General features: G+C 60.9%; 10 protein-coding genes. 8 read left to right on the top strand and 2 right to left on the bottom strand.

What is annotated here, in order from left to right:
- Positions 1-295 precede the first annotated feature (295 nt).
- From L6639_RS41815 to L6639_RS41800, 4 genes are all read left to right on the top strand, one after another.
- Positions 296-3,598, top strand: coding sequence for a PAS domain S-box protein (locus L6639_RS41815; RefSeq protein ID WP_237867236.1), 3,303 nt, complete (start codon positions 296-298; stop codon positions 3,596-3,598).
- Positions 3,599-3,913: 315 nt separating this feature from the next.
- Positions 3,914-4,690, top strand: a complete 777-nt coding sequence (locus L6639_RS41810; protein WP_237867234.1) for an EAL domain-containing protein — start codon at positions 3,914-3,916, stop codon at positions 4,688-4,690.
- A gap of 206 nt (positions 4,691-4,896) precedes the next feature.
- Complete coding sequence (locus L6639_RS41805) at positions 4,897-5,316, top strand: BLUF domain-containing protein (RefSeq protein WP_237867233.1); 420 nt, start codon at positions 4,897-4,899, stop codon at positions 5,314-5,316.
- Between the two features lie 632 nt (positions 5,317-5,948).
- Positions 5,949-8,030: a putative bifunctional diguanylate cyclase/phosphodiesterase gene (locus L6639_RS41800; RefSeq protein ID WP_237867232.1), complete on the top strand. Its 2,082-nt coding sequence runs from the start codon at positions 5,949-5,951 to the stop codon at positions 8,028-8,030.
- 9 nt (positions 8,031-8,039) lie between these two features.
- Here L6639_RS41800 and L6639_RS41795 read toward each other — a convergent pair whose 3' ends face one another.
- Positions 8,040-8,372, bottom strand: a complete 333-nt coding sequence (locus tag L6639_RS41795; RefSeq protein WP_237867231.1) for a hypothetical protein — start codon at positions 8,370-8,372, stop codon at positions 8,040-8,042.
- A gap of 824 nt (positions 8,373-9,196) precedes the next feature.
- On the opposite strand from L6639_RS41795, the gene L6639_RS41790 reads away from it, so the two are divergent.
- Both L6639_RS41790 and L6639_RS41785 read left to right on the top strand, forming a co-directional pair.
- Positions 9,197-9,748 (top strand): fasciclin domain-containing protein, encoded by a 552-nt coding sequence (locus tag L6639_RS41790; RefSeq protein ID WP_128965729.1) that lies wholly within the window; start codon positions 9,197-9,199, stop codon positions 9,746-9,748.
- A gap of 124 nt (positions 9,749-9,872) precedes the next feature.
- Positions 9,873-10,253, top strand: coding sequence for a DoxX family protein (locus L6639_RS41785; RefSeq protein ID WP_237867229.1), 381 nt, complete (start codon positions 9,873-9,875; stop codon positions 10,251-10,253).
- Between the two features lie 319 nt (positions 10,254-10,572).
- Here the strand turns inward: L6639_RS41785 and L6639_RS41780 are convergent, their stop codons facing one another.
- Positions 10,573-11,523: a LysR family transcriptional regulator gene (locus tag L6639_RS41780; RefSeq protein ID WP_237867227.1), complete on the bottom strand. Its 951-nt coding sequence runs from the start codon at positions 11,521-11,523 to the stop codon at positions 10,573-10,575.
- Between the two features lie 107 nt (positions 11,524-11,630).
- Between L6639_RS41780 and L6639_RS41775 the strand changes: the two genes are divergently transcribed.
- Positions 11,631-13,217: a proton-conducting transporter transmembrane domain-containing protein gene (locus L6639_RS41775; RefSeq protein WP_237867226.1), complete on the top strand. Its 1,587-nt coding sequence runs from the start codon at positions 11,631-11,633 to the stop codon at positions 13,215-13,217.
- A gap of 13 nt (positions 13,218-13,230) precedes the next feature.
- Positions 13,231-15,762, top strand: a complete 2,532-nt coding sequence (locus tag L6639_RS41770; protein WP_237867225.1) for a YbcC family protein — start codon at positions 13,231-13,233, stop codon at positions 15,760-15,762.
- Positions 15,763-16,625 lie beyond the last annotated feature (863 nt).

Below are 16,625 nucleotides of genomic sequence, written 5' to 3'. Positions count from 1 at the left end.
GGGAAAATCGATCTGCTTCAAGCCAGGTTGATCGGCGCAGAATAGTCGGCGTTGCACCAAACTTGCGTCAGAGCCAACCTTGGAAGCCGATTGGGGGTCAAATAGCGTGCCTATTCACACCTGTCATGCTTATTGGGCCGTCGATCTCGGTCGATTCGCGGGCCCTTTGAGATGTTGCGATCACGTGGGGATTGGCGATTGGAACCAAGGCCAATCCTCGTCGTTGGCTAAGGTTTTGATCTCCGCGGCTCGATCAAGGTATTGGGAGCGGAAGAGCGGCTGCCAGGGGTAAGGGATGTCGAGTGGAGTTGAGCGACCGATCTCTGCCATAAAAGCAAAACCCTATCGCTCCGAGACGAACGAGCCCGGACCGGCGGTGCTATCGGCAATCCTGGCCGGCTCACCCGACCCGATCTGGTGTTGGCGCATCGACGGCATCATCACCCAATGGAATCCCGCGGCAGAACGCCTGTTGGGGTTCGAGGCATCGGAAATCGTCGGGCATTCCCTGCTGGATCTGGTCACACAAGCGGACCGCTCAGTCGCCGAGAACATTATTGATCGCGTGAGCGCCGGCGAATCCGTTGGCCCTTTCGAAACCGTCAGAGTGGGCAAGAAGGGCAGAGCCCTCTCCCTGGAGATTACAGCCGTCCCGCTGCGCGACCAGAACGGATTGATCGTGGGCGGAGCATCGTTTTGCCGGGACACCAGCGAGCGCAAGAGTGCTGCTGAATTTCTTTCGCGGACCGTTCGCGAGCTCGGAACTCTCTTTCACCTGACAGAGCGCCTGCAGGCTGCCAGAACCGCGCAAGAGGTCTATGAGGCGGCGCTCGAAGCGATCACGGAAGCGCTCGCGTGCGAGCGCGCATCGATCCTGCTGTTCGATTCGGCTTCCGTGATGCGCTTCGTCGCTTGGAGGGGCATCAGCGAGCAATACCGCAAAACAGTAGAGGGCCACTCGCCGTGGACACCCGAAACGACCGACGCGGTCCCGATCTTCGTTGCCGACATCAGGGATTCTAACGAACCTGATGCCCTGAAGAAGGTAATCGAGGGCGAAGGGATTCGGGGCCTCGCCTTCATTCCGCTGCTCCGCGATGGACACGTCATCGGCAAGTTCATGACCTACTATAGGTCTCCGCATCAATTCAGCGAGGGAGAAACCCGTCTAGCCAGCACCATTGCACGCCAGTTGAGCCTGTCGCTGGACAGAATAATGACGGAAGAGCAATTGAGGGAATCCGAACTGCGATTCCGTCTTATGTCGGAGCATGCTCCTGTCATGATCTGGATAAGCGACTCCGCAGGCAAATGCCTTCACCTCAACCGGCTACTCCGCGACTTCTGGGGGGTAGAGGAGGCAGGCATTGCCGACTTCGACTGGTCGTCAACCATACACCCCGACGACGCCGCAGCCGTCCGCGTACAGGTCGGGACCGCAATTGCGCAACGGGTTCCTATCGAGCTGAAAGGGCGATACCGCAGCGCATCAGGAGCATACCGGGTGTTAGAAACCGTCGCGCATCCTCGCATCGGCGCTTCCGGTGAATTTCTTGGGCTGATTGGCGTCAACGTCGATGTCACCGAGAGAGAGGAAGCTGAGGCAGAACGTCGCCGCACCCAAGAGGAGTTGCAGGCAACGAATGTTGCGCTGCGAGAGAACGAAGAGCGGTTGCGGCTCGCGACGGCCAACGCGGACGTCGGCTTCTGGGATGTGGATGAAGTCAATCAAATCCTGCACTGGCCGCCCTTGGTTAAGGCAATGTTCGGTATCGCGCCGGACACGCCCGTGTCGATGCTGGACTTCTACTCGGGCCTTCACCCCGAAGACCGGGACGCCGTTAGCGCGGCTTACGCGGCTGCAGCGGATCCCGATATGCGCGCTCTCTATGACGTCGAGTATCGAACCATTGGCAAGGAAGACGGTCGCATCCGCTGGGTCGCGGCAAAGGGACGGGGCGTGTTCGATGCTGAGGGGCGCTGTTTGCGGGTGACCGGTACCGCCATCGACATTACTGCCCGCAAGGCCGATGAGGCAAAGCTCAAAGAGCTTAACGAGACTTTGGAGCGCCGCATCTCGGAGGTTCTGGCTGAAAGAAAGGTTTTGGCCGACATCGTCGAAGGGACGGATGCATTTGTCCAAGTCGTGGACCTCGAATTCCGCTGGCTCGCCATCAACAAAGCCGCGGCTAACGAATTCGAGAAGATATTCGGGGTTCGTCCGCAGGCCGGGGCATGCATGCTCGATCTGTTGACACATCTGCCTGCCGAGCGCGAAGCCTTACGCGCGGTGTGGGCCCGCGCGCTATCCGGAGAGGAATTTACGGAGATCGCAGCCCTCGGTGAGCGCGAACGTCGTCACTACGAAATGAAGTACAATACCCTCCGAAATAGCAAAGGAGAGCGGATCGGCGCGTATCAATTCGTCTACGATGTATCGGAACGTATCCGCGAGCATGAGCGGCTGGCAAGGGCGGAGGAGCAGCTACGTCAGGGCCAGAAAATGGAGGCGATGGGCCAGTTGACCGGCGGCGTCGCCCACGACTTCAACAACCTGCTGACGCCAATCGTCGGCGCCCTCGATGCCTTGCAACGCAGAGGCGTAGGCGGGGAACGCGAGCAGCGATTGATCGCCGGGGCGATGCAGTCCGCAGATAGGGCCAAGACGCTTGTGCAGCGGTTGCTCGCATTCGCACGGCGGCAACCGCTCCAGGCCAGAGCGACCCAAGTAGGCGACTTGATCCACGGAATGGGCGAGCTGATCGCCAGTACGTCCGGTCCGCAAGTCAAGGTCTCTGTCGAGATCGAACAGGACCTGCCGGCGGCAAAGGTCGATGAAAACCAACTGGAGATGGCTCTCCTCAATCTCGCGGTGAATGCGCGTGACGCGATGCCCGACGGCGGTACGCTGCGCATTACCGCCGACGCCCAACACATTGACGCGAAGCATGGGACAGACCTGAAACCTGGACGTTATGTCAGGATATCCGTTGCGGACAGCGGCATCGGCATGGACGAGTCTGTGAAGGCCCGAGCAATCGAGCCATTCTTCTCAACCAAGGGCATCGGAAAGGGCACGGGCCTCGGTCTGTCGATGGCTCACGGCCTGGCGTCGCAACTAGGCGGGGCACTGACAATTCAAAGCCGCCCAGGGCTGGGTACAAATATAGAAATTTGGCTTCCATCGACCGATGAGCCTGTAGCGCCGGAGAACCAGCAAACGGCCTCAGTGCCCGCCGTTGGCGCCCTAGGGACAGCGCTTCTCGTTGATGACGAGCCCCTTGTGCGTGCCGCAGCCGCCGACATGCTCATGGACCTCGGTTACGCCGTTCTCGAAGCTGGTTCGGCCGAAGAGGCAATTCGGTTGATCGGTGGGGGCGTCAAACCCCAGCTGCTTATCACCGATCACCTGATGACAGGAATGAACGGTACAGATCTGGCCCGTCTCGTTCGTTCCGAACTGCCCGGAACGCTCGTGCTAGTGGTGTCGGGCTACGCGGAAAGCGAGGGCGTCGCGCCCGATCTTCCGCGGCTGGTCAAGCCATTCGGCATTAACGATCTCGCTGCGAAACTTGCCAGCTTGTCGAGTGGTCGATAGGTGAAAGCAAAGGCCGCGCTCCGTTGCCAGCTGCAGTCCGCGAGCAAACTGCGTCCTCACGTTTCATTGCACATGCCGCCTGACCTCGCGTCTCGGCCAATGAGACGGTCAAGGCTGGTCAGGCGCCGGCACCGACTCGACGACCGCGTTTCCGGACGGCTTTTCGTTCGTCGCAAAAGGGGCCGTCCGCCAGACAGTCTTTGAGCTGGGCTCAGGTCTTCTTAACACAAGTTAGCCCGTCGCGTCCGATTAGTCCTTAACCGCCGAGCAATCATTGCGTCCTAGCTTGCGCGCAATGTGAAAGAAAGTGGGACTATGAACACGTGCGCGGGTTGCCGTCTCAGCGAGAGCTTGCCCTTCAAATTCAAAATGGCTTTCCAACCGATCGTCGATCTCTCGGCGGGAGAGGTTTGGGGATACGAAGCGCTCGTGAGGGGGGAAAACGGGGAACCTGCCCATACCGTCCTTGCGCAGGTCACCGACGAGACTCGGTACAGCTTCGACCAAGCGGCCCGAGTCACGGCAATCGAGGCCGCAGGCCCACTCTTCGCGGGCAGAGACATGCGGCTGTCGATCAACTTCATGCCGAACGCAGTATACGAACCCAAAGCGTGCATCCAAAAGTCGCTTGCCGCCGCCAAGCGCGTGGAATTTCCACATCGTAATCTCATGTTCGAGTTCACCGAGAACGAGCGGATGGTGGACCCTGCTCACGTCGCGAAGATCGTGGAAGCATACCGCAAGTTCGGCTTCTGGACGGCGCTCGATGATTTCGGAGCAGGATACGCTGGGCTCGGTCTCTTGGCTCGATTGCAGCCCGATCTGATCAAGATCGACATGGAACTGATCCGCGACATACATGTCAGCCACGCCAAGCAAACAGTTGTAGCTGGCATCGTTAATATCGCGCGGGAGCTTGACGTCCGCGTGCTCGCCGAAGGCATCGAGGACGAAGCCGAACTCGGCGTATTGAAAGCAGCTGGCATCAATCTGTTTCAGGGCTATTACTTCGCAAAGCCGGGATTCATGACGCTGCCCAAAGTTACTTTCATTGCGGACAGGCCGATTGAAGCCGCTTTGGCAGCAAGATGATGAATCAGCCCAATAGCTCCTCCGCCATACGATCTCGTCGGCTGTTCGTTCGATATTGAACTAAGCTGATGCGTCCAAGGCGAGCGGCTCGGCTCGATACTTTCCCGTCAGAGCAGCGTGCCGGCAGAGCGCATGCGACACTATCGACCTCGCCCGTTCCTCTCGAGCGAGACCCGCAGTCAGCCTATGAGGTGAACGAGATACCCATGCTGTTCCGATTGGTCTATCACAGTCGCAACTTGCTACGTCGGAAGGCCGTAGCCGGTGGCAACGGGCTGATGAGCATTGCGAAAGCTGCCGAACAAAACAATCTTCAATTGGGGATATCTGGCGCCCTTCTGTTCGACAAGGACACTTTTGCGCAAGTGCTCGAAGGAGACCGGCTAAAGGTCACGCAACTTTTCATCCGAATATGCAGCGATAGTCGACATACCGACATTAGTATTGTCGAGGCAAAGTCGGTCACCGACCGCCGGTTCGCCGATTGGGCTATGGCTCTTATTCCGAATCCTGCTGCGTCGCCCCTCGGACCGAACTTCATTTCCGGCGATGCGGTCGTCGAGATGATGGTCGAGCAGCTCCAGAATTCGGATGCCTCGCTGAGGGTCGCTGTTCCCGTCTGGTGAAAACGCTAGGCCGCCGCCAACCTTTTGACAGCTCGTTCAAGTCGCTTTCCTAGAACGAGGCGCTGTTGCCGTAATTACTTTTCGCGGACAATCGCTGCTTATCGATCTCTTCGTGCAGCTCGCCTCGAAAATACCTGTTCGTTGATTTCCTCTAGTGGAAAAGCGGGCCCGAATCGACGGTCGAACCGCTCGTGAGCAGAGTTCGTTATTTTTCACAGAGCTGCAGCGGTCGCCGTGCGCGCTGGCGGCGCGCAGCGGGCACCACATCCTGCCCGTGTGGAATTTTGCATTCAAGAGATGGCTATCCGCCTCGGTTTCCTGCGCTCCTTGCGTGAAGGGAAGTTGCGTTACGCGAGGGGGGCTCCACGAACCCGCTCGCCACGGCCTTTTTCCGGTGGCCAGCCTCCCGTCGACGACGAAATCTCGGCAATAGCGAACCGTTTCTTCACCGTGCCGAGCTTCGGTCCGGCCGATTCCTCCTTCCTAAACCCGCGTTTAATAAGCCGGATGCCCTGTTTGCCGCTGGACCTTGGTCGGGCGAGGCGGCGTTCACGTGCCGCTAACCCTTTCTCAACCTGCCCTGATCCAATCGCAGCCCTGCCTCGTATCTGCTTCCGGGAGAACAAATTCGCATGTGGCAAGCTCTGACCTGTCTGCCCGGCCAGCACGACCTGCGCTACGTCGCTGTCGCGGTGCTGGTTTGCGTGCTCGGGTCGCTTTTGTCGATGCGGCTGTTGGCGCGGGTCCGGCGCAACACCAGGGCGCGGCGTTTCAACCTCCTGTTCCTGTCCGGCCTCGTTGCCGGCGGCACGGTGTGGACCACGCATTTTGCGGCGATGCTCGGCTACAACGCGACGGTGGCTCGCGCCTTCGAACCCGGGCTGACCTTCGCCTCGCTGATGATCACCGTGATATTCGCCTGGGTCGGCTTCTTCATAACCACGCGCACAAGACTCGGACCCGCAATCGAGGGCGGCGGCTCGATCTTCGGTCTCGGCATCGCCGCGATGCATTACACCGGTATGGCCGCGTTCGAAGTCCCGGGCATTCTGGGCTGGAATTATCCGCTGGTTGCGCTCTCCGTCGTATTTGCGGCCGGCTTCGGTGCGGTCGCCGCCAACCGCATCGCACGGCCGATCACGCGCTTCTGCAAATATGGCGGCGCGCTCTCGATGTTCCTGGCGATCGTGTCGCTGCATTTCACCGGCATGGCGGCCATGTCCGTCTATCCTGCGTTCGACCTGGCGGTGCCGCCACAGGCTCTGTCGGATACGTTCATGATCACCAGCGTCATCGTCAGCATCAGCCTGATAATGGCGATGGCTGCCTCCGCCTACGCGATCGACCTTCAGGCCGCCAACGAGGCGACCGAAAGCTACAAGCATCAGGCGATGCACGATCCCTTGACGGGCCTGCCGAACCGCAACGGATTGGCGCAGCAACTGCATGATCTGCTCGCCGGACGCGGCGACGACACTGCGCGCGTGGTCGTGGTGGCAATCGATCTGGATCGTTTCAAGGACATCAACGACGTCCACGGCCATGTCGGCGGCGATCATCTGCTGCGGCAAGTTGCCCAACGCATCTCGGCGCAATTGCAGCCCGGGGAATTTCTGGCGCGGATCGGCGGCGACGAATTCGTGGCCGTGAAGAGCGAGATCTTTGCCCGCGGCGAGGCGGTCAAGTTCGCCGAGCGCCTGCGCAACGTCGTGCTCGACCCGATCGAGTGGCAGCACCAGACGCTCGCGGTCGGCTGCAGCATCGGCATTGCATTGTTTCCCGAGCACGGTCGGGCCGGCGATGAACTCACCCAGCGCGCTGATCTGGCAATGTACCGCGCCAAAAGCCTCGGCCGCGGCAAAATCTGCACTTATGAGCCGTCGATGGACGAGGCGAGCCGTGTCCGCGCCGAGCTCGCGATCGACCTCAAGCGCGCGCTCGCCGGCAATGAGCTCGAGCTGTACTATCAGGTGCAGAACGACACCAACACCGGCGGCATCGTCGGCTTCGAGGCCCTGATCCGCTGGAATCATCCGCAGAAGGGACGCATTCCACCCGACGCTTTCATCCCGATTGCCGAAGAGACCGGCCTGATCATCGATATCGGCGATTGGGTGATGCGGACGGCCTGCACCGCCGCCGCGCTATGGCGGCTGCCGTTCAAGGTCGCTGTCAATGTCGCGCCGATGCAGCTCAATCATGACCTGCCGCGGCGCGTAGCGGAAATCCTGAACGAGACGGGCCTGCAGCCGTCGCGGCTTGAAATCGAATTGACCGAGAGCGGCATTATCGCTGACCGCCAGCACGCGCTGCAGGTCGTGCTGGCGCTCAAAGCGATCGGCGTCACCGTCGCCATGGACGATTTTGGAACGGGTTATTCCTCGCTCTCGACGCTGCAGGCGTTTCCCTTTGATAAGATCAAGGTCGACAAGAGCTTCGTCCAGGCGGTCGAGACCAGCGTGCATGCGGCCGCTATCGTCAAGGCGACCTTGCTGCTCGGCCGCAGCCTCAACATCCCGGTGCTGGCCGAGGGCGTCGAGACGACGAGCCATCTCGACTTTCTCCGCGGGGAAGGTTGCGACAGCGTTCAAGGCTATCTTTTCGGCCGGCCTATGCCGGTCGACGTCGTGACCCGGATGATCGATGATGAGAAGGGGTCGCGTCCACAAGGGGCTGATGCGCACAATGAGCTCACGCAGGTTGCGGCCGCCTGAGATGGCCGCTCAAACCTCGCGGCTATGCAGCTTCCAGAGCTCGTAGATAGTGTCCCAATCAGGAACCTTATCGGGAGCATAGCCAAAGATCCTCCCGGTCCCGAGCTTTCGAAAATTCTTCATGGCCTTGAGGTGCGCGCCGCTTGTAACGAAGGCGCGCATGCTGACGAGATCCGACCAGGCTGTCAGCGTGTGATAGGTACCGCCGATGATTTTCGCTTGAACCGCGACAATTCCAGTGGCACGACGTGCCTGCGCCAGTGATTGGACCGTTCGCCACCAGAACCTGGGCAAGTGCACGATGCCACGCGGGCGGAAGCCAGTCATGGAGACATAGACCATGCTGCACCTCGATTGTGATGAGGCAGGAACGATGCTCAAAAGGGATTGGATCACCTGGAGGCGCGGGCGACATTGGCCATCTGAGAAGTCGCACCATCGGTCGTGAAGCGACTTGGTTGGAACGTCGTTGATAGCGCCCCAAGCGAGCAGGCCGCACTATGCCAAGGCGCGAAGTAGAGAGGTGGGTCGTGCGCAATCGACGGTCGGCGCCCAGAGCGGGTACTAGGCCCTCGCATCATAGCGCAGCGGCGAAGCAAGAATGCCCCTCTTCATCGGCCGCGAATCACGCTCAACGTTGTCGGCCCTTTCAAGGAGCGCCGAATACCTGACATTAGTAGTCGCAGGAACTGGGAGAACGAACCTTACCTCCTCGATCCGCACAGCCCCGCCGGCTAGGGGCGGGGTTTTCCTCTCGCACGACGAGCTCAATAACCAAGTTGTCCTAGGCGCTTCGCTGCCCCGAGAATCCGCATGAACTGAGCCCGGCAGCCATGTTGCTTGATTTTGAATCCACCTTGCATCTGATGGAGCTTTCGTCTTCAGGGTTGCGTGGAGGGGGCTTAGAGAAGACCAGCATCCGGCGCGTCCTTCGCATTCGAGCGCGCTCTTAACTCGGCGGATGGCTGCTCTCTAGTGCGGAACAATCCGGAGGTCATACTCCGTTGCGTTCGCCCCGAGCATTTTATTCCAGAGCCGCAAAAAATTGTCGATCCTGCGAGAAAACTGAAACCGAACTCCACCGTTGCTCGTAGCTTGAGGCGCCTAAGTTTGGCGTGAAGATCGTCAACCATAATTGAACTCATGCGTAAAAGGTGGAGGTTCTGATGAAGTACAGCACTCTGATTGCCTCGGTCACTCTTGCAATCGCCGGCATAGCAGGCAGCGCAACAGCTCCGGCGGCGGCGAAGGAAAAGACAGTGATGGTCGGCGGTGCAGCAATGTACCCCACTAAAACGATCGTTGCTAACGCCGTCCATTCACGAGACCACACAACACTGGTCGCAGCCGTCAAGGCCGCTGGCCTCGTCGATACTTTGTCTGGCCCAGGACCCTTCACTGTATTCGCTCCAACCAATTCGGCCTTCGCAAAGCTGCCGAAAGGCACGGTCGAGACACTCGTGAAGCCGGAGAACAAATCGACTTTGACCAAGATCCTGACTTACCATGTCGTACCAGGCAAGCTCGAAGCAGAAGATCTAACCGATGGGCAAAGGCTGACGACCGTCGAAGGTGAACAACTGACCGTGAGGAAGGCCGGCAGCCGCACAATGATTGTCGATGCCAAGGGCGGTACGTCAACCATAACGATTCCCGACGTCAATCAGTCCAATGGCGTGATTCATGTCGTCAACACGGTGCTAATGCCGGCAAGCTGAATGATCGAACGAGGAGGGCGACCGGCACGGGCGCCAACTCCTCCGCCGCATCAATGGGAACTACGTGTTAGCGCCACAAGCGAACACCGACGCCGCTCGGTCATACCCACGACTGCGCGGCGTCATGCGCGTGGTTCTGGCCGTCTTCTACACCACAGCGGGGATCGCGCACCTGCTGGCGCCGGCACAGCTACTTGCGATAACGCCATCTTGGGTGCCATTTCGGCCCCAGGTCATCCTTATTACGGGTGTCTTCGAACTGACGGCCTCAACAGTGCTGCTCGTCGGACCTCAGCAAAAGTATGCCGGAATTCTGATGGCACTATATGCCCTCTGTGTCTGGCCGGCTAACTTTAAACATGCGATCGAAGGAATCGATTTGCCCTACATCTCGTCTAGTTGGTGGTACCACGTGCCGCGGCTGGCGTTTCAGCCCATCATCATCTGGTGGGCGTTATTTTGTTCGAACGCGATCAATTGGCCGTTCGGATCGTCAAGGGACTGATTGTGAGTCAGCAAATCAACACTGTAGTATGTGTCCCCGGACTTGGCCGATCGCCGCAGCGCCCGGGCGCTGCCGGAAAGCCGCCGCTGGAGCCCTGAAGGTCAGTGGCATTGAAAAATTATGCCGCGTCACTGTGCGGTGCCGGATCAACGACCCTTTCCAAGAACAGGGCATAGTCGCTTCCGAGGGAGTGATCTCTTCCGTCGCAGGCGGAGGTTGACCGAAAAGAAAACCGACGATTGGCGGAGAAAGTCTAAGTGCAAGAGGCGGCCACGCTGATCCTGCCAGTCTCTTCATGAAAAGCGAGGGGCCTATTCGATCACGGCGATGATCGACCTCTTGAAGACTTAACCGATCGAACAGGCTCCGTACCCCTCATTCGGCGAATTCGGCTTGCGCTGGGCGAACGGATCAATTCCGCGACCAGCGGATTTGGGTAGCGGCGTTGCTGGGTGACGGCGAAGAACTGCTCCTTCAGTGTATTCAGCCTGATGCGCTCGACCAGAAGGCCGGAGCGGAGTTCGTCGATGACAACGATCGGCGGAACCAACGCCAAGCCGCCGCTTTCGCGCGCCATCAGACGCAGCATGGCCATGTCGTCAACCTCCGCCGCTATGACCGGCCTGATGCCGCTGCGACCGAGCAGCGCATCGAAGGCCGAACGTAGCGCGTTGCCTCGTCCAGGCAGTACGATGGGCAGACGCGCGAGGTCCTGGGGAAAGCCAAGGCGCGTAGGCTTCGCCGGCTTGTGGCTGACAATGCTGACACCCTGCTCGTCGATCAGCGTGTTCTCAAAGCTACTGCGTGCATCGGGCGACGCCGGATGATTGGCAAGTACGATATCGAGCTTGTGCGCATCGAGCGCCTCGAGCAGATCATCGAACAGTCCAGTGTGGATGATGAGTTCGACATCAATGCGGCCTATCAGTGGCCGCAGAAAAGCGATTTGAAAGTTGCGTGATAAGGTCGCTGCAGCCCCGACCCGCAGCACTTGGCGTCCGGGCCGCAGGCCGGACAACGTCTCCATCAGTTCATGGCCTGACTTGAAGACGCTGCCGGCATAGTCGACCGCGATGCGCCCGGCCTCCGTCAGCTGCAGCGTGCGACCGACCCGCTCGAACAGCTGCTGGCCAAGCTGCTCTTCCAAAGCCTTGATCTGCACCGACAGCGAGGAGGGCGAGACGTTGAGCCGCTGCGCGGCGCGGCTCATGCTGCCTTCGGTCGCGATTATCCAGAAATAGCGCAAATGATGGTAGTTGAGGTGCGGCATGACGATCGTTCTATTTGATGTAACGATCTAGTTCAATAATTGAATTTTTAACAAACGACGTCGTGCGGTATGGACGGGGACCGCCGGATCAACCCTGCCGAGATGCCATGTCAAAGTTTCTGCCTTGCCTCGCCGTACTCGCCCCGCTGACCCTCTGCCTCGTCGGGTTCCTTCCGTCTCGCGCCAGCGTCAGGGATTACGTCGGACTTGCAATCGTCGCCGCAGCGGCGTCGCTCGTCGTTGTCGTCGCGGCAGGTCTCGCCTGCTTCGTTGTCGGGCCGGGACGCTCGAGGCTGCTGGGAGCCTCCGGGCTAGGACTCTCGCTGCACGTCGATGCGCTCTCAACGATCCTCTGCGTGCTTGTCGGGTTCGTCGGGCTCGTCGTCGTCAAATACAGCCGCAACTATCTGGATGGCGATCCCGGCCAGATCAGGTTCACGCGCTGGCTGCTGCTGACGCTTGCCTCCGTACTGACCGTGCTGATATCTGGCAATCTAGTGCTGCTGCTGGTTGCCTGGATCGCCACCAGCGTCTCGCTAGGCCGGTTGCTGCTGTTCTACCACACGCGGCCGGCCGCCATCCGGGCCTCGCGCAAGAAGTTCGTCGCGAGCCGGCTCGGCGATGGGTGCCTCGCGATCGCCGCCGTGCTGCTCTACCTGCACTTCGGAACGCTCGAGGTCGCCGATCTGGCCACCAAGGCGCGCAGCGGTGCCGAGATCGGTTCGCCGGCCATCTCCGCGGCAGCGCTGCTGATCGTCGTGACCGCTATGCTGAAATCCGCGCAATTGCCGCTGCATGGCTGGCTGAGCGAGGTGATGGAGACGCCGACCCCGGTCTCGGCGCTGCTGCATGCCGGTATCATCAATGCCGGAGGCTTCCTCGCCCTGCGGCTCGGCGATGTGCTGCTGCTGGCGACGCCGGCCCTCAACGTGCTGGCCGTCGTCGGCGGCATCACCGCGCTGTTCGGCTCGCTGGTGATGCTGACGCAGACGTCGGTGAAGGTCCAGTTGGCCTACTCAACCGTGGCCCAGATGGGGTTCATGCTGCTGCAATGCGGGCTCGGCGCCTTCTCCGCCGCGCTCCTGCATATCGTCGCCCATTCCCTCTACAAGGCGCACGCCTTCCTGTCATCGGGCAGTATCATCGACCTGGCACGCGCGTCATGGACGCCTAGCCCCGGTGGCCAACCGCACCCGGCGCGGCTGATCCTTGCGCTCGCGGGCGTGATCGGACTGACGCTCCTGATCGGCTGGGGGCTTGGTATGACCTTGCGCAGCAATCCGGCGCAGATCGCGCTGGGATCGGTGCTGCTGATGGGGCTCGTGCACCTCATGGCCAATGCAATCGACGAGCGGCCCAACGCCTTCGTCGTCGCGCGCGGCATCGTCACCGCGGCCGGTGTCGCCGCGCTCTACTTTGCACTGCAAGCGGCGACGGCGTGGCTGGCCGCCGGAAGCGTCCCGGTCGGACGTCCGGTGGATGGCACAGCGCCGATGCTAATCGCCGCGCTAGTGGTGATCTCCTTTGCGGCGATGACGGTGTTTCAGAACCAGATGATGCGCCGCGCCGACGCACTGTTTTGGATCGCAGCTTACGTGCATCTGCGCAACGGGCTCTATCTGAATACGCTGGCTAACCGCCTAGTGCTGGCGCTTTGGCCACGCGCGTCGAACAAGCTCAAGACCAACCCCTGACGCCGAGATAACCATGAACCAGGCCGCCCTAGCCCTGAAGATCACAGCGACCGAAGCCGACACGGACGTCACGCTCGAGGCCCGCATCGCGGCCGCCTGCGCGCGCGTCGCACCGCTCTGGCCGCTCAAGCATTTCGTTGCGGTCAATCCGTTCCTCGGCTTCACGGGCCAAAGTTTTGCCGCCACCGCCGCGACGTTCGAGCGCGTGGTGCGGGCGCGCATCCTGATGCCGCGGGCGTTCTACCGTCACGCGCTCGCGGAAGGCCGCATCGACGATGCGGCGATGGCGCAGGCGCTCGCGCTTCACCCCGACGCTGGCCTCGACATCGACAGCCTCAAACAGGGGTTGCGCTCGGATGCGCCGGCCGGCGCGCCTCCGGCCGTCGTCGCCACTGTGGCCGAGGTGCTGGACGGGCTTGCTGAAGGCGACCGATACGTCTCGCTGGTTGCCTTCATGATCGACGAGATCTCGGCCTTCTGCGCCAGCTATTTCGACGAGGGCCAGGCCAATTGGCCGAACCCGACGCGCAGGCTCAGGCCCTACGCGGCCTGGCGGACGCTTGCGATCTACGACCGCAATCCCGAAGTCATGGGCATCAGGGGTTTTCGAACGTCTGTTGCGGCTCTGCCTACAGATCCCATCGAGGCCATCGGTGTCATCCTCGACCGCCTCGGGATTCCCGATCGCGCGATCGAGGATTATCTGGTGCGCGCACTGTTCGACCTTGGTTGGTCGGCCTACGCGCGCTATGTCGGATGGAGCGCGGAGCTCGAGGGCCGTCGGGACGACACTCTGCTCGAACTGCTTGCGATCCGGCTCGCCTGGGGTTTTGCGCTGTTCGAGGCGCGGACCGATGACGCCTTCAGGACAGCCTGGGCGCGAGCGATGGAGCAGGCGGCGAAACTGCCCGTCGATCACTGCCTAGACGAGACTCCCGAGCTCGCCGTCGACGTCGTCCTGCAGGAGGCCTACGAGATCGTCTTCCGCCGCAACTTGATCGCCCGACTCCTCGCCAACCGCGGCAGCGCGGCACCGTCTGGTCGGATGGACCGGCCTGCGGTCCAGGCGGCCTTCTGCATCGACGTGCGCTCGGAAATATTCCGGCGCGCGCTTGAGACCCTTTCTCCGGAGGTGGAAACGATCGGTTTCGCCGGCTTCTTCGGCTTCCCCATCGAATATGTTCCGATAGGCCACCTTCGGGGCGGCGCGCAATGTCCCGTGCTGCTCAAACCGGCGTTCATCGTCTGCGAAGAAGTCAAGGACGCCGAGCCGTTCGAGGAAGCCGAAGTGCTGGGCCAGCGACTGCTCCGGCGGCGAGTGGCGAAGGCTTGGAAATCGTTCAAGGTCTCCGCAGTGTCGTCCTTCTCCTTTGTGGAGACGGCAGGCCTCGGCTTCGCGGCGAAGATCGCGACTGACAGCGCGGGCGTAACCCGACCGGTGCCATCGCCGGTCAGCGATGGTCTCGATTCCGACGTCGCTGCGAGGGTCGGCCCGCGTCTCGCGCCTGGCAAGCTCAAAGGGCGTTCCACCGGCTTTACCGACTCGCAGGCCGTCGATATGGCCGAGGCGGTGCTGAAGGCGATGTCACTGACCGGGCCGTTCGCGCGCCTCGTGCTGCTGACGGGCCACGGTAGCACCACGGTCAACAATCCACACGCCTCGGGCCTCGACTGCGGCGCCTGTGGCGGTCACACAGGCGAGGCCAATGCGCGTGTCGCCGCCGCGATCCTCAACGATTCGCAGGTCCGCGATGGCTTGCGGGCGCGGGGCATCGACATCCCCGCCGACTGCTGGTTCGTCGGTGCGCTTCACGATACCACCACTGACGACGTAAAGCTGTTCGACGAGGAGGACCTGCCGGCGCAACTCGCCGACGATCTGACACGGTTGAAATTGCGCCTGGCCGATGCCGCTCATCTGGCGAGGCTCGAGCGCCGCGCGCTGCTGGGCGTCGGAGATGCGGCGGATGCCGACGCCGCGATCAAGGCGCGTAGCAAGGACTGGTCCCAAGTCCGGCCAGAATGGGGCCTCGCGGGAAACGCCGCGTTCATCGCTGCCCCGCGCAGCGTCACGCGCGGTCTCGACCTGTCCGGCCGCGCCTTCCTGCACTCCTATATCCACGAGCAGGATCGGGATCATCGGGTGCTGGAGTTGATCATGACCGCGCCGCTGGTGGTCGCGAGCTGGATCAATCTGCAATACTACGGCTCGACCGTTAATAACGCGGCGTTCGGAAGCGGCAACAAGGTGCTGCACAACATTGTCGGCCAGCTCGGCGTGCTTGAAGGCAACGCCGGCGACCTGCGAGTCGGGTTGCCATGGCAGTCGGTCCATGACGGCAAGCGCTTTGTCCATGAGCCGGTACGTCTGAACGTCTTCATCGCTGCTCCCGAAACTAAGATGGACGATGTCCTGCGTCGGCACTCAGGCATCTGCGATCTCGTGACCAACGGCTGGATTATGCTGCACTCGCTCGGCGAGCATGGCCCAGTCATCCGCCGCTGCGTGCGGCCGGGCATTTGGGTTGCTTCATCTTCTGAATAAGATCGCGGCTGCATGTCGCCCATCGATCGGCTTCCCAACTTTGAGGCCTTGAGCGTGAAGGATCGTAAGGAAGTTTGCGCGCCCCAATCGCGTCCAAAGCAGGAGGCCCAGTGTGTGGATCGGCTCCGAGCTTTGACCCCTATCGGCGCCAAACCGTGACCCCAGCCCACGGCTGATTTGAGAAAGATGGATTGATCCACAGCTCACGTGGCCTCGTCAGTATCCTCGATTCCCGGGCATTGCAGCGGGTCTCCTGTACCTGCTTCGACACGATCGCGAGGGAATATCGAAGGCAGTTGAATCCAGAGGAATGATCAAAGACCCTCTAGAGACACCTCGTCCCGAAGTTGAGCGACGGAGTTGGAACCCTTGCCAGCTCTATAACGGAGAGCGCGTCGTGAGCGGCCGAACCGCTCCGGTCTTGATAGGAGCCTATCTCGCTCCGGCCAAGAACGTTGACGCGGGTCGAGGACGATTGCACTCAACGCACCGGACGCTCTAACTGTTTCGAATGCTGCTAACCCGATGGAGAGGGGCGCTGCTCATTCCGGGTGCAGATATCGGTCGATCCTAAAGCTTCGGCCTACGACACGAGATGGCTTGTCGCCTCCAAGAACATCCCAGCGTGTCACCTCTCCCTCTCGGCGAAAGTGAATGTCGAACCGTAGCTTCCCGATTCTAAGATCTGCGAGTGTGATATCGGGCAACCAATCCGGCAGCATAGGGTCCACGTAGAGCCGTTCTTCTGCCGCGTTGGGCTGAAGGCCTGTCAATCGGCTCGCAAATTTGGCTCTGACGCAAGTTTGGTGCAACGCCGACTATTCTGCGCCGATCAACCTGGCTTGAAGCAGATCGATTTTCCC

Source organism: Bradyrhizobium zhengyangense, from assembly GCF_022012555.1.
Taxonomy (GTDB): domain Bacteria; phylum Pseudomonadota; class Alphaproteobacteria; order Rhizobiales; family Xanthobacteraceae; genus Bradyrhizobium; species Bradyrhizobium zhengyangense.
Note: the sequence above shows the minus strand (reverse complement) of the source record. Positions and strands in the feature narration are given on the sequence as shown.

Coding starts and splice junctions, on each gene's coding strand:
- L6639_RS41790 (WP_128965729.1), top strand. CDS start 9,197: ATGAAGTACAGCACTCTGATTGCCTCGGTCACTCTTGCAATCGCCGGC.
- L6639_RS41800 (WP_237867232.1), top strand. CDS start 5,949: ATGTGGCAAGCTCTGACCTGTCTGCCCGGCCAGCACGACCTGCGCTAC.
- L6639_RS41815 (WP_237867236.1), top strand. CDS start 296: ATGTCGAGTGGAGTTGAGCGACCGATCTCTGCCATAAAAGCAAAACCC.
- L6639_RS41810 (WP_237867234.1), top strand. CDS start 3,914: ATGAACACGTGCGCGGGTTGCCGTCTCAGCGAGAGCTTGCCCTTCAAA.
- L6639_RS41795 (WP_237867231.1), bottom strand. CDS start 8,372: ATGGTCTATGTCTCCATGACTGGCTTCCGCCCGCGTGGCATCGTGCAC.
- L6639_RS41770 (WP_237867225.1), top strand. CDS start 13,231: ATGAACCAGGCCGCCCTAGCCCTGAAGATCACAGCGACCGAAGCCGAC.
- L6639_RS41805 (WP_237867233.1), top strand. CDS start 4,897: ATGCTGTTCCGATTGGTCTATCACAGTCGCAACTTGCTACGTCGGAAG.
- L6639_RS41780 (WP_237867227.1), bottom strand. CDS start 11,523: ATGCCGCACCTCAACTACCATCATTTGCGCTATTTCTGGATAATCGCG.
- L6639_RS41775 (WP_237867226.1), top strand. CDS start 11,631: ATGTCAAAGTTTCTGCCTTGCCTCGCCGTACTCGCCCCGCTGACCCTC.
- L6639_RS41785 (WP_237867229.1), top strand. CDS start 9,873: ATGCGCGTGGTTCTGGCCGTCTTCTACACCACAGCGGGGATCGCGCAC.